This window comes from Nostoc sp., from assembly GCF_036916975.1.
Classification (GTDB): Bacteria; Cyanobacteriota; Cyanobacteriia; order Cyanobacteriales; family Nostocaceae; genus Nostoc.
This window is the reverse complement of the sequence record NZ_JBALFF010000037.1, coordinates 59,340-82,710: the sequence shown is the minus strand read 5'-3', so window position 1 is coordinate 82,710 and position 23,371 is coordinate 59,340. Positions and strand designations below refer to the sequence as shown.

Here is a 23,371-nt window from a genome sequence, read left to right as displayed (position 1 = left end):
GCTAGCCATAGAAATAGGTTTTTTGTAGACGGATTACAGAGAAAGTTATCTATAAAAACATCTTTAATAAATTAGATTAAGTTGGAGAAACGCAGGGATTTTCCTTGGGCTTCAACCTGTCTGAGCTTCAGTATGACCGTTGCGGATAGACCATGCTAGTTCTAAAAGTTCAGTCCAGCGCTTTTGTAACTGTTTGGGGGTGCATTTGATGGTTTTAGCGATCGCAGCATCGTTTTGTCGTGCAGTTTTTAATTGTAATATTTGCTGTTGTTGTTCTGTTAGTTGATTCACAAAGATTTCCCACTGCTGGGAAGATAAACCCAATTTTTGCTCTAAACCTGCGCCTAACCATTGATGTACCAATTGCCAATGGTGTTGTTTGGCAAACTTTTCTACGTGGTATTTAAACCGTTGTTGGAGATAATCGCGCTGACGGCTGGTTAAACCGAGAATTTGGTCAATTTCTGGGGCTGAAAGGTCTTGGAGTTTCAAACTGAGGTAGTTCATACAGTCAGATTGGCCTTGAGACTCCAGATATTTCATCAATTCTGTGATGACGCGATCGCGTTCTGACTCTTCGGATGGATCAAAATTAGTTTGGGCGATCATTTGCGATCGCAGCTGTTGCACCGCCGAGTTACGCTGGTAAGATTCTGCTTCTTCACCTTTAGCAGACTCTACTGCCATTTCAATATCCACGGTAGTTTCTTGCGGCTGACGACGAGCAAAACCTTGGGCCCGCAAAATAATCAATTGCTGATTTGCACCACCAGGTAAGTTGATCCGGCGTTTGGCATACTGCTCTGTAAAAGCCATATATTCAGCTAATTGCAGCTGAGTACGCGGTGTGTGATCGTTAGGTAGTTCGTTTTCTCTGCGGAAAGCTTTGATAGCTTCGATATAAAATGCTTGTAAAAAATCTTCAATCAGGCTGTAACGAGCCTCAAAACCCAATTCAGAGCCGGATATAGTTACATGGCGGTAAACCATAGCACCCAAGTTGCTATGTAATTCCACCCGCCCTTGTTTTGAACCTAGTTGGTAGTAACGTAAGCATTTGTGCATCCGATGCCTTCCCAACGTAATCTGCCAGGATTTGATTTCCCCAGATGTTTGGATACGGGAGCTTTTATCGCAAATGCGTTCTACTTCTACGGCTATGCGGTTTGCTAAAGCTTCTACGCACCTGGGTGCTGCTTTGACTTGGGCTTGCATTTCCTGACACAGCAATTCAATCAAGGTTTCGCTGCTGCTGTCTGAAAATTCTTCAGTCGAAAGGTGGTTATCAAAAATGGGTGTAGAGTTTGGTAGATTAACGACGTTAGATTTCATGACTTTTCCAGGGAGTAGTATTGCACCGTAATTACAACGCAGACACAGCAATCAAGCAAAGCCTTGGCTTACGAATCTTTAGGCATTCATCCATTAAGGCTTGCCGTATGTAATGTTCACATTTAAAGCTCATATATAAAACTGTAGGAAATACCAGAGAGTTATAGTTATCGCAATGTGTCGGTTTTTTCACAAGTAACCACATTGACGCTAGGACACAAGTACCCGCCATTTTCTTAAAGTTGTCAAATCCCTTGTTGTACCAACTGTTGCCACCATCCTGTTATTGGATCTGTGCTGTCGTAGACATCGGCGTAAAATATGACAATTTAAAAACTGGAGTCGCTTTTATCACAATTTCCGAAACGAAGAGGTGCGCCTGTGAAGTTTAATTCTTATACCCATGCTGCTGCTGCTTCCCAACCTAAACCCCTCCGTAAAATTATTGCTTCGTCTCCCGTCATATCCAAGATGGTAGATACTTCATAAGTAGGTTCTTCGCCAGTATCTACAATTATGTCTACCAACTTGTCCAAACGATCAAATAGCTCTACCCGCGACTGAATCGTTTCTGGATCTATCCGAATCATGCCATTATCTGCTTCATCTGGTGGCAGATGTGCTGATGTTGAAATAATCGGATTGCCCAAAGCTGCCAGCAACTCCAAACACACAGTATGGTTTGGGACTCTAATTCCAGTACTTTTCCGCTTGGGGCTTTGCACCAATCGCGGTACTAATTTAGTCGCTGGGAGCAAAAACGTGTATGGCCCTGGAATTAGGCGTTTCATAATTCGATAGGCTGTGTCACTTACGAAGGCATAAGTTGCCACATTTGAAAGCGAGGGACATAAAAATGTCAGTGGTTTATCATTTGCTAGCTGTTTAATTTGCCGCACTCGTTCTACCGCCGACTTGGCATTCAAATCACAACCGATCGCATAAACTGTATCAGTAGGGTAAAGCATAACTGCGCCACTAGAAAGCGCCGACTTTATTTCCTCTATTCGGCGAACTTGAGGATTATCCGGATGAACTGGGAAAATTTTTGCCATAACGTGGGGAGTGGGGAGTGGGGAGTAGGAGCAGGGGGCAGAGGGCAGGGGGCAGGGGGCAGGGGAAGAAGAACTATTGATTATTGACCAATCCCCCATACCCAATGACAAATGACAAATGACAAATGACAAATGACAAATGACTAATGACTAATTTATTATGAATAATATTGCTTATCTTCAATGTCCGACAGGAATTTCTGGCGATATGTGCCTGGGTGCTTTGGTAAGTTTGGGTGTTCCTGTGGAGTATTTAATTGAAAAACTCAATGGGTTGGGTATTGAACAGGAATATCAGTTAAGGGCAGAATTTGTTCAACGGAATGGTCAGCAGGCGACTAAAGTCCATGTGGATTTAGTACACGATCGCCACCACCACCATCACCACGATCACGAACATAGTCACGATCGCACACGCCACCTCCCTGAAATAGAGCAGATGATCCTCAAAGCAAAGTTGCCATCACGGGCAGAAGCTTGGAGTTTGGCGGTATTCCGACAGCTAGCAGTAGCAGAAGGGGCAGTGCATGGCATTTCTCCTGAAAAAGTTCATTTTCATGAGGTGGGTGCTGTAGATGCGATCGTAGATATTGTGGGTACTTGTCTGGGGTTGGATTGGTTGGGAATTGAGAGTAATGAGGAAGGATTGCCCTTACTTTACTGCTCGGCGTTCCCGACTGGTGGCGGCACTGTTCGGGCTGCACATGGTCAGATGGCGGTACCAGTACCAGCTGTATTAAAGCTCTGGGAAATGCGGGGTTGTCCAGTTTATAGCAATGGCATTGACAAAGAACTGGTGACACCAACAGGAGCGGCGATCGCTACTACTTTGGCAAGAGATTTTGGTTCACCACCTGCCTTCGCTATCAAGCAAATAGGATTGGGAGCAGGAACCATAAATTTACCCATTCCCAATATTTTACGCCTTTGGGTGGGTGAAAGCGCAAGTTTAGAGTCGAATTTCAGTGATTTTGAAGATAGTAGCTCAAATTTAGAAACCATCTCGGTACTAGAAACTCAAATTGATGATTTAAATCCGCAAGCGATCGGCTATGTGTTTGAGGCGTTGTTTGCGGCTGGTGCAGTAGATGTTTTTACCCAAGCGATCGCTATGAAAAAGTCCCGTCCAGGGATTTTGCTGACTGTGATTTGTCATCCAGAAAATTTACTCAGTTGTGAAGCGGTTATATTCAGCGAAACCACTACTTTGGGCATTCGCCGAACAACTCAGCAACGCGCCATTTTACAACGAGAAATTCAACAAGTCGAAATTGAATATGGCAAAGTCCGTGTCAAAATAGCATGGAAAGGACAATCAGCAGAAAAAGTTATTGCAAATGTGCAGCCAGAATATGAAGATTGTGCAGAGTTAGCTCGAAAACATAATATTCCTTGGCGCGAAATTCAACGGTTGGCGCTACAGCGTTGGTATTTAGTCAATGGCTGATACAAATTTCTTAAACCACGTCTATCTTGAAACCTATAGTTCTAGTTCTTCCATGATCAAAAGGATTTGCCCTCATCCCCCAACCCCGAATCCCAGATATGGAATTCCGGGAGCCACAATTTCAAACTCCCTCTCAAGCATTTGGGAGAGGGATTTAGGAAGAGGGTGAAAACTACGGTTCTCAACTTAGATAAGGTTTAAATATAGCGGTTCTCAAATGGAAAATACACTTTGAACTCACTTCGTTTAAGAGGATGAATGAACAAGTTTTGGGCGAATAAAATAGAGCCTCCGGCACGCTGACGCGAACGCTACTACACAAACGAAGTCCACCTCCGTGGACTAATAACAAAATCAAGGGTTTTTAACCTGCGGAGGCAGGTTTTGTCTGTGTAGCCGCGGTTTCTAACCGCCAAGGCTAGTAATAAATTAGACTTGTTCATTCAACCTCTAAGGAGAGAGCCTTTAAGTCTTTTGACTTCCCCGAATGCGAGTGCGTCTCCAAGAGTTGGGGCTAGCCTTAAAGATTAACTTTTGTTTCATTAATCTTTACGATTCAACTCTGTTATGGTAATGAAGTGGGATAAGTACGCTCCTATGATGTTGCTAATTAATAAAGCAATAGGGGCAACCTCGCAAAAACCATTTATCAAGCGTGCTTATTACATTGTTTGAAGTTATGTAGCCTTTTGATTACGGCCTATCAACCACTGCGGTAAACTATGCGTTGATTATGATTCTTTCGCAGAGAAGAACACTCGGAAGGAGCGGTTTTTTCAATGTCTCATACCGTAAAAATCTACGATACCTGCATTGGCTGCACCCAATGCGTCCGCGCTTGCCCTACTGATGTACTGGAGATGGTTCCTTGGGATGGCTGCAAAGCTGCTCAAATTGCCTCTTCACCCCGTACAGAAGACTGTGTGGGCTGTAAGCGTTGCGAAACCGCTTGTCCCACCGACTTTTTGAGCATCCGGGTTTACCTGGGGGCTGAAACAACTCGCAGTATGGGTCTGGCTTACTAAAAAGCTCAGTGCATCACCGAACTTCCGCAATGCGGGTCTACTGCCCAACCGTTCTTCCAGAAGGGTTGAGGCGCAAGCCTTTGCTTTGCTCAGAGTTCTCGCTGAGTTCTGAGTCTTGGGGTCAAAGAAGTAAATCAAAAAAACAATTTCTTGATTCTTCACTCAGCACCCAGGACTCAGAACTCAGTGTTTAAAACTTTTAAAGTCAGGACTTACGCAAAATTAGGAAAAGACGAACCGCGAAGGCGAGTGCGTCTCCAAGAGTTGGGATAGGAGTTTTAGAGGGTTATTGCGTAATTCCTAAAAGTTTCTTAATAGCTTAATAGCAAGCATCTTTAAAAATACCTAGTGGCAGAGGGAGTAATTTACTCCCTTTTTTATTTGCAAAAGGTCTACTTTATGCTACCAACTATACTGGATCTAATCATCCTGAAAAAAAGTGGTGTGAACAATGTGCGGAATCGTTGGATATATAGGCACTCAAGCGGCGACAGACATTTTACTGGCTGGGCTGGAAAAACTAGAGTATAGGGGCTACGATTCGGCTGGAATCGCTACTGTTTGGGAAGGTGAGGTTAATTGTGTGCGGGCAAAGGGCAAACTGCATAACTTGCGTTCTAAACTCGAACAAATAGAAGCCCCTGCCCAGATTGGTATTGGTCACACACGCTGGGCAACTCATGGTAAACCAGAAGAGTACAATGCCCATCCCCACATGGATACGGCAAAGCGAGTCGCGGTGGTGCAAAATGGCATTATCGAAAATTACCGCGACTTACGCGAGGAACTCAAAGGAAAAGGACACAAGTTTCTTTCTGAAACCGATACAGAAGTAATTCCCCATCTGATAGCAGAATTTTTAAAGAATATTCCCACCTCATCTCCCTCATCTGCTTCATCCCCCTTATTAGAGGCAATTCGCCAAGCAGTTAACCACTTGCAAGGGGCATTTGCGATCGCAGTTATTTCTGCTGACTACCCCGATGAATTGATTGTGGTTCGCCAGCAAGCACCTTTGGTAATTGGTTTTGGGCAAGGGGAGTTCTTTTGTGCATCTGATACGCCAGCGATCGTTGCCTACACCCGTGCAGTGCTACCTTTAGAAAATGGCGAAATTGCCCGCCTCACACCTTTGGGCGTTGAGATTTACAATTTTGCTGGCGACAGGTTGAAAAAACAACCCCGGCTGCTCAACTTCAACCCTGCAATGGTAGAAAAGCAGGGATTCAAACACTTCATGCTCAAAGAAATCCATGAGCAACCAGGGGTAGTAAGAGCTAGTTTAGAGGCTTATTTTAATCCAGGCGAATCTAGCGAATCGCCCATCAATCTTGGTTTACCTAAAGATTTCTACAACGATTTAGAACAAATTCAGATCGTCGCCTGTGGTACGAGTTGGCACGCAGCATTAATTGGTAAATATTTACTTGAACAACTAGCAGGAATTTCAACTCAGGTACATTACGCTTCTGAGTATCGCTATGCACCATCACCCGTAACGGCCAACACGTTGATTATTGGCGTTACCCAATCAGGTGAAACTGCTGATACCCTAGCAGCTTTGACGATGGAAAAAGAACGTCGCCAAGGAAAAGAAGCTAAATATCAAGCGCGATTACTAGGTATTACTAATCGCCCTGAAAGTAGCCTTGGTCATTTGGTACCGCATATCATCAGTACCCTAGCGGGAATTGAAATTGGGGTAGCGGCGACGAAAACTTTTACCGCTCAATTGATGGCATTTTATGCATTGGCATTGGATTTAGCGGCTCGTCGTCAGACAGTTTCAAAAGATATTTTAGAGAAAATTATTAATGGGTTGCGGCAAATTCCTAAAGAAATTGAAGCAACTTTGGAAAGTCAAGAACGTTTAACTGAACAGCTAGCCCACGAATTCGCCGAAACCAAAGATTTCATTTTTATCGGAAGAGGAATTAACTTTCCTATTGCTTTAGAAGGGGCGTTGAAATTAAAAGAAATCAGCTATATTCACGCCGAAGGGTATCCGGCGGGAGAAATGAAACATGGCCCGATCGCTCTATTAGATGCGAAAGTACCAGTAGTTGCGATCGCAATCCCTGGTAATGTGTACGAAAAAGTTATTTCAAATGCCCAAGAAGCCAAAGCCAGAGATTCTCGGTTAATTGGCGTGACTCCCGTCAACGATGGCGAAGCTGCGGAAATCTTTAACGATCTTCTTCCCATCTCTCATGTAGAAGAATTACTTTCTCCGATTCTTTCCGTAGTTCCCTTACAATTATTGGCTTATCATATTGCCGCCCGTCGCGGTTTGGATGTCGATCAGCCAAGAAATTTGGCCAAGTCTGTAACGGTGGAATAGTCTATTAATAGAGGTAGTAGCGTTTAAACGCTACTACAACCCAATGTGCAATTCCTCATGGTTATAGCTCCTGTTCCGTTCACGCCAGTAGAGCAAGCAAAATCTGCACAAGAAGCAGTTAGAAATGGAGCGGCTATTATACACCTGCACGTTCGCGACAATAATGGCGAAGAATGTTTTGAGCCAGAGCGATATTGCGAAACAATTTCTCAGATCAAACAGATTGTTCCTACTCCCATCATCGAAATCACCCCGCGTGGAACAGATAGGTTAATGCCAAGACCTGTAAAATTTGAACGGGGTAATCTGGTAAAAATATCTGCTGCAATGTGGGGCAATAAGCCAGAACTCAAGCCTGAAATGTGCGCGCTCAACCTGTCAACACGGAATATTGACGAACAAACAGTTCTCCTAAACCCGCCATCTGAGGTCAAAGATCAGATCGAGCGTATTTACAGTTTAGGGCTTATTCCTAGATGCGATCTTTACGATATAGGAGACATCCGAACAGCTTTAGGATTACTGGAAAAAGGCATCTTAAGAGAGCCGGTTCATTTTCTCCTAATTCTAGGAAGTTATTCAGGGATTGGAGCGACCTCTCAAGATATGGAGTACATGGTTAAACAATTGCCAGAAACGTCTCACTGGACAGCATTGGGAAGTGGCAGTCGGTATAACTCTTTTATAGCAGAGCAAGCCACTTTACTTGGTGGGCATATTCGCACAGGATTTGAAGACGAAACCTATGTCAGTAAGGGACAAAAAGCGAAATCAAATGCAGAATTAGTGGCTAACTTAAGAGGTCTTTGCGAAAAAGTAGGGCGTCCGATCGCAACACCCGATCTAGCTCGCGAAATCCTCGGGCTGCAACAGTCGCCACAGCAACAATTCGTTTCTGTTATTTAACAAGTGGTGGGGGTAAAAGTAGCATAGCTTCTATCAAGCAGCGCGAATTGAAGCCTAAGCTAAATCCCCATCACAAAATGTAATTGCGAATTAAGAATGCATCGAATTGTGAATTGTTTTAATTGCCCTACTTACTCAATTGACAGTTCGCAATTCCCCATATACCAATCATTGTGAACTGCGAATTGTCAATTGCTCCCTTGAGATGCCCCATACTCTTCTTTTTTTCAAAGATTCTTACCATGACACAAGTAAGTGTTAGCAGTATTTTCAGCGTGTTACATTTGTTTCCGATTGGCATAGTTGTTGGAATTATTTCTGCCCTCCTGGGTATTGGAGGCGGGTTACTTTATGTTCCAGCGCTTGCAACAGTTGGAGCCTCACCAATTCAGTCTGTTGCAACTAGCTTAGTTGCAATTACCCTTGGCGCAATTTCTGGGACAATCCAGAATTGGCAAATAAAGTCACTTAAACTTGAAACGGTTTTTTTATTAACATTCCCTGCCATGCTAACAACCGAAATAGGAGTCAGCATCGCTAGCGCTTTACCTAGTAAATGGCTATTATTGAGTTTTTCCGCTCTTCAGATAACTGCAATCTGGCTGATTAACTTAAAAAACAAACTTCAAAAAGACGAGAAAAAAACCGACTTAATTGAATTATCTCAATCCTCAGGAGATTCAACAATACCAACTTTAAAAACTCAAGGCATTGGACTGGTAGCTGGAGTTTTATCTGGTTTGTTTGGAGTAGGTGGGGGTATTATCATGGTTCCCCTGCAAGTTCTGCTTCTTAAAATGCCAATCAAGCAATCTGTACAAACCAGCTACGGAGCGATTGTATTAATTTCCTTATGGGCAGTTAGTCGTTATGTAATCGCAGATTCTACTAATGTATTGATAGTGCCAGGACTGATGTTGGGGGTGGGCTCGTTATTGGGCGCAAATTACGGTGCTAGGCTGCTGCCAAAATTGTCAGATAATTTAGTTAGATATTTATTTACATGTTTGTTGGTTATTTTAGCTGGTTATATGTCATTAAAAGCTTTGAAAATGTAAATTTTCGCACTTCAAGATGAAAAGCTATAGCGTGTTCTTTGGTTTGAGTTTATTTTTAGGCGCGATCGCAACTGTCTCCCTGTTTTACCAGAAGCGAGTACCAGAAGTACTGATTCAAAATGAGGATTTAAGTGAGGAATTTTATCAAATTCTCGAAGATGAAAACCTTGATGACACCCAGCAAGCAAAGCTAGAGAGGAAATTTGCCCGCGAAACTGAGGTAATAAAACGCGATGATAGGTTAGAGACAATATAGGACTCCGATTTTATTTCTGAAAACATACTGAGACTGAAAAGCCCGTTTTATCAGGGTTTTATCTGAAATCTTGTTCAAAAATCAGATATGAGTCCTATAGCAAAAGATATTGTTTACCACTTTCCCCGTCGTGGCTATCTTGGTAAAGGCTTGGTAGTTTCTCTTGATAAATTTACTGCTGTAAAAATGTACGACAAAGTACAGTATCACTGGAAAGCAGAAATTAAAAATCTGGTGGGACGAATTAAGAAATCTAATAATGACATGCTTATTTTTGGAACCGAGGTACTTAAACCCAGCGAATTGGGTAAAAAGTAAAAAGAAAGAATACTTAATTATTTAATTCTCATTTCTTACGAACTAATCCTTGGGGAAATCCTGGTGGTAGCGACCTGACGAAATAGACCTTGACTGCTTCATCACGATTTGAGTTTTTCATATAAGATGTACTTAGAAACGGACGATATTCAGTCTGGTGAGCAAGATATACTTTCATGAAAGCTGTACTAAAAGCCTGAAAACGAATACGTCCCAATTCTGGCTCACGTCCAGAGAAACCAGAGAAACGGTTAGAAGATGGTAAAACTACGCTACTCACACCAGCAATCAAATCAGTATGAGTTCCTTTGTCACCAATACCCAAATACTTGTCTTTGGTAGTCAACCAGGAAAATGCTTGTACTTGTTCCAACAAGGCGGGAGTAAACGTGTCTGAGGCTCCACCAGCAATGACTACGGGAATTTCGATTCGGCTCAGACCGGTTTGCCCAAGAATACTACTCGTGACTGGATTCAGAGCAATCACAGCTTTGACTCGGCGATCGCGTAAATCTAGGTTGCTTAAGTTTTGTTGTATCTGTTCATAATCAGGAGAATTTTTTCCCAGTGCTAAAGCACGACACTGCAACAACAACGACATATTGACCGGATCGGGTTCAGATTTACAATCTTTGTGCAACTGATTAATATTGATGCGTGCGCCAGCTAAGACTAAGGCTGTATAACCACCGAAAGATTGTCCAATCACACCGACTTCTTGAACGTTGATTTTTCCTTGTAGCCAGGGATCAGATGTTGACCGCTGCTCTAATTGATTAAGCACAAAAGTTACGTCTAAAGGTCGGTCAATTAATTCTGTGTCTGCAAATACTTGTTGGCTTTTCCCTGTGAGTAGTGCTTCCATTTGCAGAGAATCACTACCAGGATGCTGAGGAACAACAACAGCAAATCCATAGGATGCTAAATTTTCTGCTAAGTAAGCAAAGCTATCACGATCGGAACCTAGTCCATGAGAAATGACTACAACTGGTGCGGATGATTGACTTTCAGGTAAATAGATATCTGTCTGAATGACTCTAGTTTTAATACTTCCAGTCAGGGATTTACGATTAGTATCCACAAACGCGATCGCTCTCTTCTGCCAAGAAAATGGCCCTGACTTGTTGTATAACTGGGGTAATTTTGAGATATCTACAGGTGGTTCAGTCGATGCTTCTGTAGTAGACTGTTGATCAATTACAGAGAGAGCTTGATTTGTCTCCTTGTTCAGAGTTGAAAGTTTATTCATCAGTGCAAAAAGCTCTTGGGAGTTAATCCGAATACTCTGTGAAGGGAAGTAGCGCATCGTATTCAGGAGTGTTAATCCCTGTGGATCAGCCGCCGCTAGAATCAACGCCGCCCGAATTGCATAAAAACCGTTTTGTCTTGAATCTGTTTGAATCAATTCACCCGCAGATTTTAACATTGATTCTCCAATTTCTGAGTAGAGAAATTGAGAGACTGCTACGGGACTTAATTTTTCTTTTTCATTCAAAACCTGACGCAGTTGAGTAATATCCTCTGGTTTGAGGTACTTTTTATATGATGCTAGTTCACTGCTAATTTTACCTTCTTGAGCATAAGTTTTTAAATCAGTAACAGGAAGAGAAAATTCTAAAAGACTGTAAGAAAATTTTATTTGTTCAGCACCGAGAGCTGGCATCATTCCCATACTCAACAGCCCGATAGTGGTACCGACCCAAGAAGAAATTTTAAGTTTCATAGCATCGTGTGAATGAGTAATTTGACTGGGCAAATTTTAGATTTTAGATTTTGGATTAAAAAAGTTTTTTGATACATGCCCCGCCCCGCTTCAATTTTAGATTTTGGATTAGACGATAGCGCAGCGTCTTCTCTTCTTAGGCTGCCGCCAACGAGTCCGCGTACTCCTGCAAAGAACCAAGCTACAAAAGCATCTGTCTGCAACAGGCTGTTCGCGTTCGTAGAGAGGGTACTTGTATAGAAATGGTATTGGAAGTCAAGTTTGAGAGCGATGCCTGCGGCAACTCCTTCGGAGAACGCATCCTAATCGCTTTCAAGAAACAAACTAGAAGGAAAAAGGATTTGACTTATTTGTTTGATTTTTAGCGTGTGGTGCGATCGCTCTCAAGAGTTAAGCAGGGGCATTTCCCTGAGACTTGACGACTGTTACTTGACCTTTTCCATTCAAAGAGGGTAAATCCCCAGATGGAGTAGGTTCAGGCGATTCGGGAGGCTTAGGAGGTTTACCTTTAGAGCCAAAGTCTGTAAGATTTTTGACCACCACATAAAGGACGGGCACCAGCAGCAGACTCATGATCACGGAGACGAATAAGCCGCCAAACACTGCCGTACCGAGCGACACCCGGCTGGCTGCACCCGCGCCGGATGACACCACTAGGGGAATGAACCCACACAGGGCAGCAATTGTGGTCATTAAAATCGGGCGTAACCGTTGTTCAACTGCATGGAGTGCAGCTTGGGCGATGGTCATTCCTTTTTCCCGCGATTGGTTGGCAAATTCTACAATCAAAATCGCGTTTTTACTCGCTAAACCGATCAACATCACCAACGCCACCTGACAGTACAAATCGTTGACCAACCCGCGCACTGAGACGAATAACAACGCGCCTAAAATTGCAAACGGCACAGTTAGTAGGATGATGATTGGGTCGATGTAATTTTCGTACTGGGCTGCCAAGATGAGAAACACAGCCACGATCCCAAGACCAAAGATCAGAATCGTTTGTCCGCCAGACTTGGCTTCTTCTCTGGAAATCCCTGTCCAGTCGTAACCCAAACCGGGCTGGTCTATCTCCTTAAATGCCTGCTGCATCGCCTCAATTGCTTGCCCAGAACTGTAACCGGGGGCTGCACTGCCTTGAATCTTGATTGAGCGGAATAAGTTAAAGTGGCTGATGGTTTGCGGCCCTGTAATCGGAGTCACTTTGACGACTTCATTCAGCAGCACCAGATTACCACCTCTGGAACGGACATTAATTTGACCAATATTGTCTGGAGAGTTACGAAACTGTTCATCTGCTTGGATGTATACCCGGTAGCTGCGCTGGGAGAAAGTAAAATCGTTGACATACTGCCCACCCATGTAAGCGCCCAGGGTATTCATTGCCTGACTAAAATCCACATCGAGGGCTTCTAAGCGATCGCGGTCAATGTCAATCTGGTACTGAGGGGTGCTAGACGTAAATTGAGTGAACACTCGGCTCAAAGCGGGATTTTGATTAGCTTTGGCAATTAGCTGTTGCGCGATCGCCAAAAATTGATCGATACTCAGTTGTCCGTTGGTACGATCTTGCAGCTGAAATTCAAAACCGCCCGTCACGCCATAGCCAGAGACGGCGGGGAGGTTAGAAGTGAAGATCATTGCATCCTGATTTTGGGCGAAGATGCCATTCAGCCGTTGCACGATCGCCTTCACTGTATGTTCTTCACCCTGGCGGTCTTTCCACTCTTTCAGGTTAAAGAAAAACGTCCCCTGATTCGGCCCATTGCCGTTTAGACCAAAGCCGCCAATGACCAGAGACGCTGCCATCTCAGGCACTTCTTTTTCCAGGGTTTTATACACAGTCTGCGTCAGTTTTTCGGTGGAGGCGAGGGAAACACCATCGGGAGCCTGAATTAGACCGACAATAATACCTTGATCCTCATCTGGTACAAATCCACTGGGGACGGACATATAAATAAACACCGTTGCTGCAAGTCCGAGGATAAATACCCCGACTACGAACATGCGGATGCGGATCAAGAACTTGGTCAAACTCTCGTATTGCTTCAGCACCCAGCTAAAGCCCCGGTTAAACTGACGAAAGAACCAGCCCAGTGGACCTCGCCCTTCACCCTCGACATGATGCAGGAACAGTCCAGACATACTAGGGGTGAAACTCAGGGCATTGAATAAAGAAATACCGATAGAAAAGATAATGATTAGTGCGAACTGCCGATACATAATACCGGTCGCGCCCGGAAAAAAGGACACCGGGATAAATACCGCCATCAACACCAACGAAGTAGCAATCACCGCGCCGGAAAGCTCCCCCATCGCTTCAAAAGCAGCTTGGCGGCGGTCTAAGCCTTGTTCCATCTTGGCAGCAATCCCCTCGACGACGATGATCGCATCATCTACCACCAAACCCGTTGCTAGTACTAATCCGAACATCGTCAAGGTGTTGAGCGAGAAGCCCAGGACATAAGCAAACGCCAATGCACCAACCAAGGATACAGGAACAGCGATCGCCGGAATGATCGTCGCCCGCCAATCTTGCAAAAAGATGAAAATCACCACCACCACGAGGGCGATCGCTTCCATCAGCGTCTTGACCACCTCTTCAATTGACACTTCCACAAACTTGGTAGTGTCGTAGGCGATGACGGCTTTCAAACCGGGGGGAAAGTTTTTCTCTAACTCTGCAATCTTGGCTTCCACGGCTTTGGCAGTATTCAGCGCATTGCTGCCCGGAAGTTGATAGATCAACATCCCAGCGCCGGCTTTGCCTTGTACCAGTGCCGAAGTTGTATAGTCCTGCGCTCCTAACTCGGCTCGTCCGACATCCTTGAGTTTAACCAGCGTCCCGTCGGCTTGGGACTTAATCACCAGGTTCTCAAATTCCTTGACATCTTTTAATCTACTATTGATTCGGAGCGGAAAATTTGATTTCTGATTTGCCTTGGTGGGCGCTTGACCGATCGACCCTGCCCCCACCTGCACATTCTGAGAAGTTAGCGCACTGCTGACATCCGTTGCCGTCAAGCCCCGACTGGCTAAAGCGTTTGGGTCAAGCCACAGCCGCATTGCATATTGGCGTTCTCCAACCAGTCTGGTATCTCCTACACCAGGGACGCGCTTGATCTCATCGGTGATGTAGAGGTCAACATAGTTACTCAAAAAGATGTTATCGTACTCGCTATTTTCGGCATAGAAGCCATAAACTAGCAAAATGCTGTTAGAACGTGCTAGGGTGGTCAGTCCAGTTTGCCGCACAGACTCAGGTAAGGTTGGTTGGGCGATCGCAGCTCGATTCTGCACGTTAACTTGGTTAATATTACGGTTACTCGTTGGGTCAAACTGAGTTGAAATGGTGCTGGAACCGTCGTTACCACTGCTTGAAGTCATGTACTGCATCCCCTCAACCCCGTTTACTTGCCGCTCAACCAAGGTTGATACGGTATCTTCAACGGTTTGGGCATCTGCGCCAATATAGGTGCTGGAGGTTTGTACCTGAATCGGTGCAATTTCCGGTAAGTTGTTAATCGGCAATAAAGGAATACAGATGCCACCGATTAGCAAGATTAGTATGGTGCAAACTGTTGATAAGACAGGTCGCTTGATAAAGGTATCTGCGATCGACATGATAATTGTACCATTTGAGATTTTATATTTTAGATTTTGGATTGAGAAAGTCTTGCTCAGACTGACTTTTACCTAACTAGGTGTGGCATTCTTTTTTCAATTTGGGATTAACTTTTAACGAACTTTGGCGGTTTAAGTCAAGAGTCTCTACAGGCAGAACGTTTTGGGACGGGATCTAAATAAGAGTCACAAACCTTAATTGCGAATTGCGAATTGCGAATTGCGAATTGGTTTAAGGTTGTGGTTGGACGGGTGCGCCATCTCGCAGTTTGAGAATGTTAGATACCGCGATGCGATCGCCTGGTTTAATTCCCTCTACAATCGGATAGCGATCGCTTTGCACTTCACCCAATTTCACAGGTTTTTGATGCACAACGAATTGCGGTTTTTGTTTTGACTTGTCTTTTTCCACCACCTTTTCTTTTGACTTGTTTTCTTCCACCACATAGACAAAATTCTGTCCGCCAATGCGATTCACCACTTGAATTGGAATCAAAATCCCCGTCTGCTGGCTCCAGATAATCCGGGCGCGGACATATTGCCCATCCCGCAATTTGCCATTTGAATTAGTAAATCGAGCTTTGACTAAGATAGATTGGGCAGCTGTATTCACTTGTGGCGAAATAAAGTTAATACTGCCGGTGGTTAAACGCTTACCTGTGTTGGCATCTAGTAGTTCTACAGCTAATCCCTGACGCAGTTGGGCAGCATTGTTAGACGGCACCAAAATTCGCATATCCAGGAGATCATTTTTGGTAATTGTGGTCAAGTTGCCGCCAATATTCACATAATCGCCCACTTTGACGGAGAAATCGCCAACGATCCCAGCAAGCGGTGCAACCACCTGCTTCTGGTTCAGATTAACTTGACTTGAGGCAACTTGAGCCTGGGCTTGCTGCACGTTCGATAGTGCCTGATTGATACTTGCTTGTCCGGCATTTACCTGTTTTTTGGCAGCATTTAGGGTGGCGATCGCTGCATCTAAGTTATTTTTAGCAATATCGAGTTCTTGCTTTGCCTGTGCGCCTTCAGTTACAAGCATTTTGGTTCGCTGGAACTGCACTTGCTGTAATTTTACATCTGCGGCGGCTTTGACTTCATCGGCTCGTTTGGCTTCTAGCTGTGCCTGGGCGGTTGTTACAGCCGCCCGATTGGAGTTAACCACAGCAACAGCACTGGAGATATTGGCTGTAGTCTGATCTAAACTTAGAGATACAATTGGGGTTCCTTGGGTGACGCGATCGCCACTAGATACAAATATGCGTTCGATTCGCCCCTGAACTTGCGGCTGAAGCGAAACGCGCTCTTGGGCTTCCAAGGTGCCGACAAACTCAGAGGTAGATTGAACTTGACTCGATTCAACTGTCTGCACCTTAACTGGCAGAGGCGGTGGTGGTGGTGGCGGGGCTTCTCGTTTACCTAATAATTTCCAGCCCACAAAGCCCCCACCCCCAAGCACAAGAATCGCAAGTATTGCCGCCAGCCATGATTTCCGTTTTATAGGAGGTTTAGTAGAGGTTTCTTCAGTAGGACGTGGCTCTGTAGACACTGACGTTACGCCCGAACCAGAGCCGTTTGTAACAGTCTTGTTCAGATCCTCAGTTTTGTCCGAAGATGCAGATATAATTGGGTGATCGATTGACATAAAATACTTAACTCCGTCAAGATTCGTAATTCAGATTAAATCTGGGTTTCCAGGTTTGAATCTGTCGGAAATATTTTTAAAATTGGTATAAATTGCAGAATTTTTTCACCTAGATCAGTGAAGTTTGAGATTATTTTTGACAGGCTTTAATCTTTGCCTTTAGCCGTCATTTGCCAAATTCTTTCTAAGGTTTGAATTTGCCGTAGCCGAATTCCTATTAGTTGGTGATGTCTTGTATGCCGCCTTCCAACCCCAACTCCGATACAGAAGAAGACTGCTGCAACACAAAGACAAGCTACAAACAAAAGGCTTCCAGACAAACTATCAATCTGGTCTTGTGTGTAGGTGAGGTTAGTTTGATCGAGTTGTTGAATAACTGGAGTTACTAGTTGATGCTGTGCTGTGAGGTCATCTAGAGAGAACCTGTTCATATTACTATGCTTCTTTTAATAATTAGTATTACCAAAGGCTGAAGTTTGCTTTATACACGAGCAATCTGCTTCAAAATCTCTTCAGCAAACCATCCCGTCCGGTTGACAAAGTTACGGGCTGGAGTCGGCATGAATTCGAGATAGGTTGATAGGCGAATTGCCTGACCTAACTGGCCTTTGATTTCGTAGCGATCAAAAATTTCCACAGCGCTCTCATGCATTCCCAGCTTCATCAACATACCCCGCAGATTAACCGTTGCAGGGGTAGGAGATTTCCCGTTAATCAGCGCCTTAATATTATGAGCGATCGCTGCTCCTTGTTGATAGGCAACCTGAGCAGTAGCAGGTTGGGGATTCGACGGATCGATCGCACAATCTCCCGCCGCAAACACTTCTGGAAAATCTGGCAGTTGCAGCGTCGGTTTAACTAAGAGGCGATCGCGTTTATCCCGATTTTCAGCCGCGATCGGCAGCGCCTCAATCACCGGATGAGTTGCATTCCCAGTTGTCCACAGCACTGTGGCGGCGGCTAATCTCCACTGTTGCTCATTCCGCTCAAACTCTACGGCTCCCGGATGCACCTCTTTCACCTCAGACCCTAACAACACCTCGACGGAGGCGTTTCGCCCTTTCAGCGCCGATTTTGCAGTTTCACGCAGGCGATCGCTTGTAGATTCTTTGAGAATATCATCACCACGCTGCAAAATCACAATCCGAATTTCCTCTGGGTTCCCACCTAAAGGGATGTACCAAGTTGGCAGTAAATCTGCCAGGGTTGCCGCAATTTCCACCCCAGATGCACCACCACCCACAATCACAACCGTAAGCAGAGCAAGGCGTTCTGTTATATCTTCGGTTTGGGTTGCAATCTGCAAGCGGTTTCGTAAATGCTGTGCCAATGCAAACACATCATAAGCTGTGCGGAATAATCGGGTATGTTCTTTTGCCCCAGGTATACCCAGGTAACTTGTGGTGCTGCCCAATGCCAGTACCAAATGACGATAGGAATACTTTAAGCCAGAGTCTAGCTCCACCTGCTTTTGATCCAGGTCAATCGCCTCTACTGTCCCCAGCACAAAGGTAATACCGCTATTGTGCAGCAATTGATCGTAGCGGGGGCAAATTAACTCTAGCTTGACTTCGCTAGTAAGCAGTTCATATAACAGGGGCTTAAAAACAAAGCTCCACGATTGGTCAATCAAAATAATCGGACAGGAATGTAAATCTCGCAGATGCAGTGCTGTAAACAATCCTCCAAAACCACCCCCTAGAATCACAATCGGTAGAGCATCGTTTGTTTCATGTATTGGCGATCGCATACTTCAACCTCCCTTTTACAGCTTTATGACCTTTTCATCGCATCATATCAAACGAAACAGTTTCGTCTTGCATAAAATTAAGTAAAACAAAACCGTTTCGTCTTGTCAATGGGTTATGATAGAAATCAGTCAATAGTAATAGTATTAGGGACTGACAAATAAAAAATATCCCCAAATCTCTTGTAGTGCGGGCATCTTGGCCGCTAATACTAAAGGACGGGCAAGATGCCATTGGTGTCAACTTAACGTATAAGCTAGATTTGGCGAACTTTCCAGCTTTGACCCTCACCCCCAACCCCTCTCCCAAAATTGGGAGAGGGGAGTAAATTCTCTAGTTCCCCTTCTCCCATCTTGGGAGAGGGGAGTAAATTCTCTAGTTCCCCTTCTCCCATCTTGGGAGAAGGGGTTAGGGGATGAGGGCAAAACGTCCTCTCAAAGCAGATTTTTTCTTAACTTGACACCTATGGCAAGATGCCCATCCCCCAATATTGGATAATTTATTTTTTGATGTTCTCTTAGTGGATGCCCAGCAAAGCGGAAAATTGAGTGATGAGTAACGTTAAGAGTACTGAACGGGAGTTATCCCGGGAAAAAACTGAAGCGATCCTGCGGGGAGCGATGCAGGAGTTTATGGAGCATGGGTATGCAGGAGCCAGGATCGATAAAATTGTGGCAGCCGCAGGGGTTTCTAAAGCCACAGTCTATCGACGCTTTGCCGATAAGGAGACATTATTTAGCGCTCTAATCCAACGAATGGCAGAAAAAGTCAACTTTTTTGAGCAACAAGATTTTCCCTCATCCCAAGAAGAACCCGTTGTATTCTTGAAACGTCATGCTACTAAAATGCTTAACTGTGCTGCTGAAAACCCGCAAGATATAGCACTTTTCCGAATCGTCATTGCTGAATCAGGTCGCTTTCCAGAACTAGGACGCGTTTTTCTCCAAAATGTTGAGAAACCAAATCTTGACTTTATCACCCAATACTTTGCTACTCATCCTAAACTTCAAATTGCTGACCCCGAAGTTGCAGCCCGAATGTTTATCGCAACGCTGCTTCATATTGTGACTACGCGGGATCTGCTGGATGGTGGAGATATTATGCCCATAGATTGCGATCGCCTGATCGATGGCTTGCTTTCACTGATTATTCATTCCAGCCAGAGTGTGAGATTATGACTGGGGGAAAAAATCAGAGTCGAGAACTTGTTCTAGTGTAAAGGGAGATTGTTCGGGGAAGGTTGCGATCGCTAATCCAGTTTCAATCACAGCCAGCCGTCTAGCGGTTTGATAGCTTTCCTCAAAAACCTGATCAAAGTGAGGCTTCAAACTCGGACTTTCCACGAGTGCCTTTTGGACTCGTCTACGGTGTTCCAAAATTGTGTATTCCCAACTTTTTGAGCGTCTTTCAGTTTGAATTTGGTATTTCAGCAGATGCATCAGCAACACTTCCAGATTGCTCTCCAAAGCCCGCTTTTCACTTCTGCCCATCGTTTCAATTTCATCAATCAGATTCTCTAAATCCAGTTCTGTGAGCCGACCTTGTTTGAGTAGTTCGGCTGTGGTTTGAATCCACAGGTAAAAGTCTTGCTCATACAAAGAATAATCAGATTTGGTTTGAGATTGGGGCAGTTGGGCAGTCACGTCGCTTTGCTCCGAATTCAAAATTAAAAATTCAAAATTAACAGCCAAATCTTCTAGGTGAGGATGAGATTATGGCTCAGGTAAAAAATCGGGGTTGAGGGTTTGTTCTGGTGTGAAGGGAGATTGTTCCGGGAAGATAGTTACATCCAATTCAGTTTCATCAGCAGCCAATAGTCTAGCATCGTCATAACACAGCCCGAAAACCTGATCAAAATAGGGTTTAAGGCTAGGACTTTCTTCTAGAGCTTGTCTAAGGCGTTTGCGATGCTCTCGAATCGTTCCTCGCCAACTACCAGAGCGCTTCTCGGCTTGATATTTATACTTTAATAGATGCATTAGCACCACTTCCAAATTGCTTCTGAGTGCTTTCTTTTCACTCCTACCCATCGTTTCAATTTCATCAATCAAATTCTCTAAATCCAGTTCTGTGAGCCGACCTTGTTTGAGCAATTCTGCCGTGGTTTGAATCCACAGGTAAAAATCTTGCTCATACAAAGAAGAAGCAGATTTGGTTTGAGATTGGGGCAGTTGGGCAGTCATAAACATTTTTAGTTAGCGCCGACTAAACCTTATGGTAGATCATTCTCAATCGCTGTTTGGTCATTTGATGAGTATTGCGTTAAAATAAGCGATCGCTATCCTAGTTAAGTAATGCCCGGAAATTCCCGGAGGTGTGATTGACCAAGTTTATATTGAAAATTCTGTGGTTAGACGAAAACGTTGCTCTAGCAGTCGATCAAATTGTAGGCAAAGGCACCAGTCCCTTGACTAAGTACTTTTTTTGGCCCAGAAATGATGCTTGGGAAGAGTTAAAGAAGGAATTAGAGTCCAAACATTGGATTACTGACGTGGATCGTGTCGAGTTGCTTAACAAAGCGACAGAAGTGATTAACTACTGGCAAGAGGAAGGCAGAAACCGTCCAATGGCAGAAGCGCAGTTGAAATTCCCAGAGGTTGCCTTCACAGGTAGCGCCTGATATTGCAAAATTAGCGATCGCTATTCTCACGCATGGTGCAACACAGTTATAACCTCACCCCGTATTTGAGAAAACTTACACTCCCCTCTTTGAACCCAAAGAGAGGGGTTGGGGGCAGGGCTATTTCATTCTCATCTAGTCCGCCTCAGAATGAATTCTGAGTCTAATAGCGAAAGTCGTCTAAAGACGACTAAGAAAAGGGCAGAGCTATTTCATTCTCATCTAGTCCGCCTCAGAATGAATTCTGAGTCTAATAGCGAAAGCCGTCTAAAGACGACTAAGACTCATGTTATAGTCCGTTTTAACGGACTTTAGCTATTAGCCCTGAACTTTAGTTCTGGGCGGTTTCTGTCTATAAGGAAAACGAGAACCGCTATATCGTCCTATTCTACAAGCTGCCACAGTTTGATAGTCTTGTCGCGGCTGCCACTTGCAATTAATTGTGTAACTTTGCTCACAGCAACAGCAGATACTGAGTCTACATGACCAGAGAGAGTAACAATCTCTTCTGCTGTGCTTACCCTCCAAAGTTTAACTGTTTTGTCGCAACTTGCACTTAGGAGCGTTTCGCCATCGGCAGTAAAAGCCACAGCCACCACAGACCAAGAATGGCCTACAAGTGTGCAAATTAGCTGACCAGTGTTTACCTCCCACAATTTAATAGTGTTATCATCACTACCCGTCGCCAAAATTTGACCATCAGGACTAAAAGCGACTGTCAAAACCGCCCATGCATGACCCGAAAGGGTGCTTAACAAGCTATAGCAAGGGCGGTTTTGAGGTTCTGTCTGGGAACTTTCTAATGCAGGTATCCGCCACAGCCGAATTGTTCTGTCAAAACTAGCGCTAGCTAAAAGCTGTCCTTGGGGACTAAATGCTACTGAATTTACCTGTAATTGGTGTCCAGTTATGGTGCAAATTTCTCTACCAGTATTCACATCCCAGAGTTTGATTTTCTTATCCCAGCTACCACTAGCGAGAATCTGCCCATCTGGACTGAAAGCAACTGATTTTACCGCGTGTGCGTGTCCCAAGAGGGTGGAGATTTCCTCTAATGTCTCAACCTGCCACAATTTAATAGTTTTATCATCGCTAGCAGTTGCCAAAATTTGACCATCAGGGCTGAAAGTTACTGATTTTACAGCTTGAGTATGTCCTGATAAACTAGCTATCACATTTTGGCTATTTAAATCCCACAATTTGATCTTTTTGTCATCACTACCACTAGCCAAAGTCTTACTGTCAGGACTGATAGCAAGAGTATTTACACTACTCAATGTCCCAGAATGCCCAGTTAAGGTATGCAAGCATCGCCAAGGAGGATTTTGGATTTTGGATTTTGGATTTTGGATTTTGGATTCCATACCCATTGCTTGCATAACTTCATCAGCCGATTGAAAGCGGCGGTTAACAGCATTTTGCAGCAGCTTATTGAGAATTTGGGCCAAGCGATCGCTTATCGCACTAGTAAGATATTGTTGCCAGACCCAACAATCATTGGCAATATCAAATAAATCAAAGGGAGAAATCTGAGTAAGTAAGTAAATACAAGTTACACCCAAGCTATATAAATCACTAGCAAAAACGGCTTTTCCCTTGGTTTGTTCTGGTGCCGCGTATTCTGGACTGCCGATACTGGTTTCAGATGTTAAATGGTCAATTTCTGTAACGATTTTCGCGGTGGTAAAATCGACTATGACGAAATCCCCCTTTTTTGTAATTGGGGATCTACGGATGATATTCTGGGGTTTAATATCGCGGTGGATGATTTGGCGTAGGCGTAGCCCGCCGGAGGCATCGCTAATCAATTGAAGAACTGGCAACACATCTTCTAACAGTTGCCAAATCTGAGTTTCATTAAAAGCCCCTTCTTCTTCAACCACCTGAGCTAAATTAGTGCCTGTAATAAATTCTTGCACTAAATAAAAATGCTCATTCTGCTGAAAATAAGCCAACAAAGTAGGAATTTGTGGGTGCTTTCCTAATTCTTCTAGCTGTTGTGCCTTTTGCTGAAAAGTTTTAAATGTTTCGGATTCCGGCGATAATTCTTGAACCACACAAGGAATTGGCGGAAACTGAGCCTCATCTACAGCGAGGAAGGTTTTACAGAATCCCCCTTTACCAATCTGCTTGAGTAAACGATAACGTTCTTGTAAAAGCAAAATTTCTCCGTGAGAGTTATCAACCGGATTACATCTAAGAGGTTGTTTGAAAAGTCTAACTGCGAGTTACCATCCAAAAGTAGTTGCTATATCATCAGGAATATGCCGGAA

General features: G+C 44.2%; 19 protein-coding genes. 9 read left to right on the top strand and 10 right to left on the bottom strand.

The features are described from left to right. Nucleotides 1–111: 111 nt before the first annotated feature. Nucleotides 112–1,332, bottom strand: a complete 1,221-nt coding sequence (locus V7K73_RS08425; RefSeq protein WP_334878919.1) for a HetZ-related protein — start codon at nt 1,330–1,332, stop codon at nt 112–114. Between the two features lie 395 nt (nt 1,333–1,727). Then, complete coding sequence (locus V7K73_RS08420) at nt 1,728–2,387, bottom strand: L-threonylcarbamoyladenylate synthase (RefSeq protein WP_334878918.1); 660 nt, start codon at nt 2,385–2,387, stop codon at nt 1,728–1,730. A gap of 160 nt (nt 2,388–2,547) precedes the next feature. Here V7K73_RS08420 and larC point away from each other — a divergent pair, with 160 nt between their 5' ends. From larC to V7K73_RS08385, 7 genes are all read left to right on the top strand, one after another. Then, nucleotides 2,548–3,834, top strand: a complete 1,287-nt coding sequence (larC, locus tag V7K73_RS08415; protein ID WP_334878916.1) for a nickel pincer cofactor biosynthesis protein LarC — start codon at nt 2,548–2,550, stop codon at nt 3,832–3,834. Between the two features lie 779 nt (nt 3,835–4,613). Then, entirely contained in the window at nt 4,614–4,859 is a 246-nt protein-coding gene (gene psaC, locus V7K73_RS08410) for a photosystem I iron-sulfur center protein PsaC (protein ID WP_012411495.1), read from the top strand. 451 nt (nt 4,860–5,310) lie between these two features. Next, the gene (gene glmS, locus V7K73_RS08405; RefSeq protein WP_334878914.1) at nt 5,311–7,200 is read left to right on the top strand and encodes a glutamine--fructose-6-phosphate transaminase (isomerizing); all 1,890 of its coding nucleotides are present in this window, start codon (nt 5,311–5,313) and stop codon (nt 7,198–7,200) included. A 57-nt stretch (nt 7,201–7,257) separates the two neighbouring features. After that, the gene (locus V7K73_RS08400; RefSeq protein WP_334878913.1) at nt 7,258–8,106 is read left to right on the top strand and encodes a 3-keto-5-aminohexanoate cleavage protein; all 849 of its coding nucleotides are present in this window, start codon (nt 7,258–7,260) and stop codon (nt 8,104–8,106) included. 242 nt (nt 8,107–8,348) lie between these two features. Then, nucleotides 8,349–9,164 carry a sulfite exporter TauE/SafE family protein gene (locus V7K73_RS08395; RefSeq protein ID WP_334878911.1) on the top strand — a complete coding sequence of 272 codons (816 nt, stop codon included), beginning with the start codon at nt 8,349–8,351 and terminating at the stop codon, nt 9,162–9,164. Nucleotides 9,165–9,180: 16 nt separating this feature from the next. Continuing rightward, nucleotides 9,181–9,420, top strand: coding sequence for a hypothetical protein (locus V7K73_RS08390; RefSeq protein WP_334878909.1), 240 nt, complete (start codon nt 9,181–9,183; stop codon nt 9,418–9,420). Nucleotides 9,421–9,507: 87 nt separating this feature from the next. Next, nucleotides 9,508–9,738: a hypothetical protein gene (locus tag V7K73_RS08385; RefSeq protein ID WP_334878907.1), complete on the top strand. Its 231-nt coding sequence runs from the start codon at nt 9,508–9,510 to the stop codon at nt 9,736–9,738. Between the two features lie 28 nt (nt 9,739–9,766). On the opposite strand, the gene V7K73_RS08380 is transcribed toward V7K73_RS08385, so the two are convergent. The 5 genes from V7K73_RS08380 to V7K73_RS08360 form a co-directional block, all read right to left on the bottom strand. Further along, nucleotides 9,767–11,461: an alpha/beta hydrolase gene (locus V7K73_RS08380; RefSeq protein WP_334878905.1), complete on the bottom strand. Its 1,695-nt coding sequence runs from the start codon at nt 11,459–11,461 to the stop codon at nt 9,767–9,769. A gap of 390 nt (nt 11,462–11,851) precedes the next feature. After that, complete coding sequence (locus V7K73_RS08375; protein ID WP_334878903.1) at nt 11,852–15,085, bottom strand: efflux RND transporter permease subunit; 3,234 nt, start codon at nt 15,083–15,085, stop codon at nt 11,852–11,854. Nucleotides 15,086–15,317: 232 nt separating this feature from the next. Then, nucleotides 15,318–16,730, bottom strand: coding sequence for an efflux RND transporter periplasmic adaptor subunit (locus V7K73_RS08370; RefSeq protein WP_334878901.1), 1,413 nt, complete (start codon nt 16,728–16,730; stop codon nt 15,318–15,320). Between the two features lie 146 nt (nt 16,731–16,876). Then, nucleotides 16,877–17,161, bottom strand: a complete 285-nt coding sequence (locus tag V7K73_RS08365) for a hypothetical protein (RefSeq protein WP_334878899.1) — start codon at nt 17,159–17,161, stop codon at nt 16,877–16,879. A gap of 50 nt (nt 17,162–17,211) precedes the next feature. After that, nucleotides 17,212–18,480: an NAD(P)/FAD-dependent oxidoreductase gene (locus V7K73_RS08360; RefSeq protein ID WP_334878897.1), complete on the bottom strand. Its 1,269-nt coding sequence runs from the start codon at nt 18,478–18,480 to the stop codon at nt 17,212–17,214. A 549-nt stretch (nt 18,481–19,029) separates the two neighbouring features. On the opposite strand from V7K73_RS08360, the gene V7K73_RS08355 reads away from it, so the two are divergent. After that, nucleotides 19,030–19,656, top strand: coding sequence for a TetR/AcrR family transcriptional regulator (locus tag V7K73_RS08355; RefSeq protein ID WP_334878895.1), 627 nt, complete (start codon nt 19,030–19,032; stop codon nt 19,654–19,656). On the opposite strand, the gene V7K73_RS08350 is transcribed toward V7K73_RS08355, so the two are convergent. Then, nucleotides 19,651–20,121 (bottom strand): DUF29 domain-containing protein, encoded by a 471-nt coding sequence (locus V7K73_RS08350; RefSeq protein WP_334878893.1) that lies wholly within the window; start codon nt 20,119–20,121, stop codon nt 19,651–19,653. The two genes, V7K73_RS08355 and V7K73_RS08350, sit on opposite strands and share 6 nt — an antisense overlap. A gap of 69 nt (nt 20,122–20,190) precedes the next feature. Beyond that, nucleotides 20,191–20,661 carry a DUF29 domain-containing protein gene (locus V7K73_RS08345; RefSeq protein ID WP_334878891.1) on the bottom strand — a complete coding sequence of 157 codons (471 nt, stop codon included), beginning with the start codon at nt 20,659–20,661 and terminating at the stop codon, nt 20,191–20,193. 137 nt (nt 20,662–20,798) lie between these two features. On the opposite strand from V7K73_RS08345, the gene V7K73_RS08340 reads away from it, so the two are divergent. Then, nucleotides 20,799–21,098: a 30S ribosomal protein PSRP-3 gene (locus V7K73_RS08340; RefSeq protein ID WP_069071048.1), complete on the top strand. Its 300-nt coding sequence runs from the start codon at nt 20,799–20,801 to the stop codon at nt 21,096–21,098. Nucleotides 21,099–21,481: 383 nt separating this feature from the next. On the opposite strand, the gene V7K73_RS08335 is transcribed toward V7K73_RS08340, so the two are convergent. Further along, complete coding sequence (locus tag V7K73_RS08335) at nt 21,482–23,260, bottom strand: serine/threonine-protein kinase (RefSeq protein WP_334878889.1); 1,779 nt, start codon at nt 23,258–23,260, stop codon at nt 21,482–21,484. Nucleotides 23,261–23,371: the final 111 nt, after the last annotated feature.

What these genes read in the sequence shown, in the direction of transcription:
- V7K73_RS08380 (WP_334878905.1), bottom strand. Translation starts at nt 11,461, where the DNA reads ATGAAACTTAAAATTTCTTCTTGGGTCGGTACCACTATCGGGCTGTTG.
- V7K73_RS08425 (WP_334878919.1), bottom strand. Translation starts at nt 1,332, where the DNA reads ATGAAATCTAACGTCGTTAATCTACCAAACTCTACACCCATTTTTGAT.
- V7K73_RS08390 (WP_334878909.1), top strand. Translation starts at nt 9,181, where the DNA reads ATGAAAAGCTATAGCGTGTTCTTTGGTTTGAGTTTATTTTTAGGCGCG.
- V7K73_RS08360 (WP_334878897.1), bottom strand. Translation starts at nt 18,480, where the DNA reads ATGCGATCGCCAATACATGAAACAAACGATGCTCTACCGATTGTGATT.
- larC (WP_334878916.1), top strand. Translation starts at nt 2,548, where the DNA reads ATGAATAATATTGCTTATCTTCAATGTCCGACAGGAATTTCTGGCGAT.
- V7K73_RS08365 (WP_334878899.1), bottom strand. Translation starts at nt 17,161, where the DNA reads ATGAACAGGTTCTCTCTAGATGACCTCACAGCACAGCATCAACTAGTA.
- V7K73_RS08375 (WP_334878903.1), bottom strand. Translation starts at nt 15,085, where the DNA reads ATGTCGATCGCAGATACCTTTATCAAGCGACCTGTCTTATCAACAGTT.
- V7K73_RS08355 (WP_334878895.1), top strand. Translation starts at nt 19,030, where the DNA reads ATGAGTAACGTTAAGAGTACTGAACGGGAGTTATCCCGGGAAAAAACT.
- psaC (WP_012411495.1), top strand. Translation starts at nt 4,614, where the DNA reads ATGTCTCATACCGTAAAAATCTACGATACCTGCATTGGCTGCACCCAA.
- glmS (WP_334878914.1), top strand. Translation starts at nt 5,311, where the DNA reads ATGTGCGGAATCGTTGGATATATAGGCACTCAAGCGGCGACAGACATT.
- V7K73_RS08385 (WP_334878907.1), top strand. Translation starts at nt 9,508, where the DNA reads ATGAGTCCTATAGCAAAAGATATTGTTTACCACTTTCCCCGTCGTGGC.
- V7K73_RS08400 (WP_334878913.1), top strand. Translation starts at nt 7,258, where the DNA reads ATGGTTATAGCTCCTGTTCCGTTCACGCCAGTAGAGCAAGCAAAATCT.
- V7K73_RS08395 (WP_334878911.1), top strand. Translation starts at nt 8,349, where the DNA reads ATGACACAAGTAAGTGTTAGCAGTATTTTCAGCGTGTTACATTTGTTT.
- V7K73_RS08370 (WP_334878901.1), bottom strand. Translation starts at nt 16,730, where the DNA reads ATGTCAATCGATCACCCAATTATATCTGCATCTTCGGACAAAACTGAG.
- V7K73_RS08345 (WP_334878891.1), bottom strand. Translation starts at nt 20,661, where the DNA reads ATGACTGCCCAACTGCCCCAATCTCAAACCAAATCTGCTTCTTCTTTG.
- V7K73_RS08420 (WP_334878918.1), bottom strand. Translation starts at nt 2,387, where the DNA reads ATGGCAAAAATTTTCCCAGTTCATCCGGATAATCCTCAAGTTCGCCGA.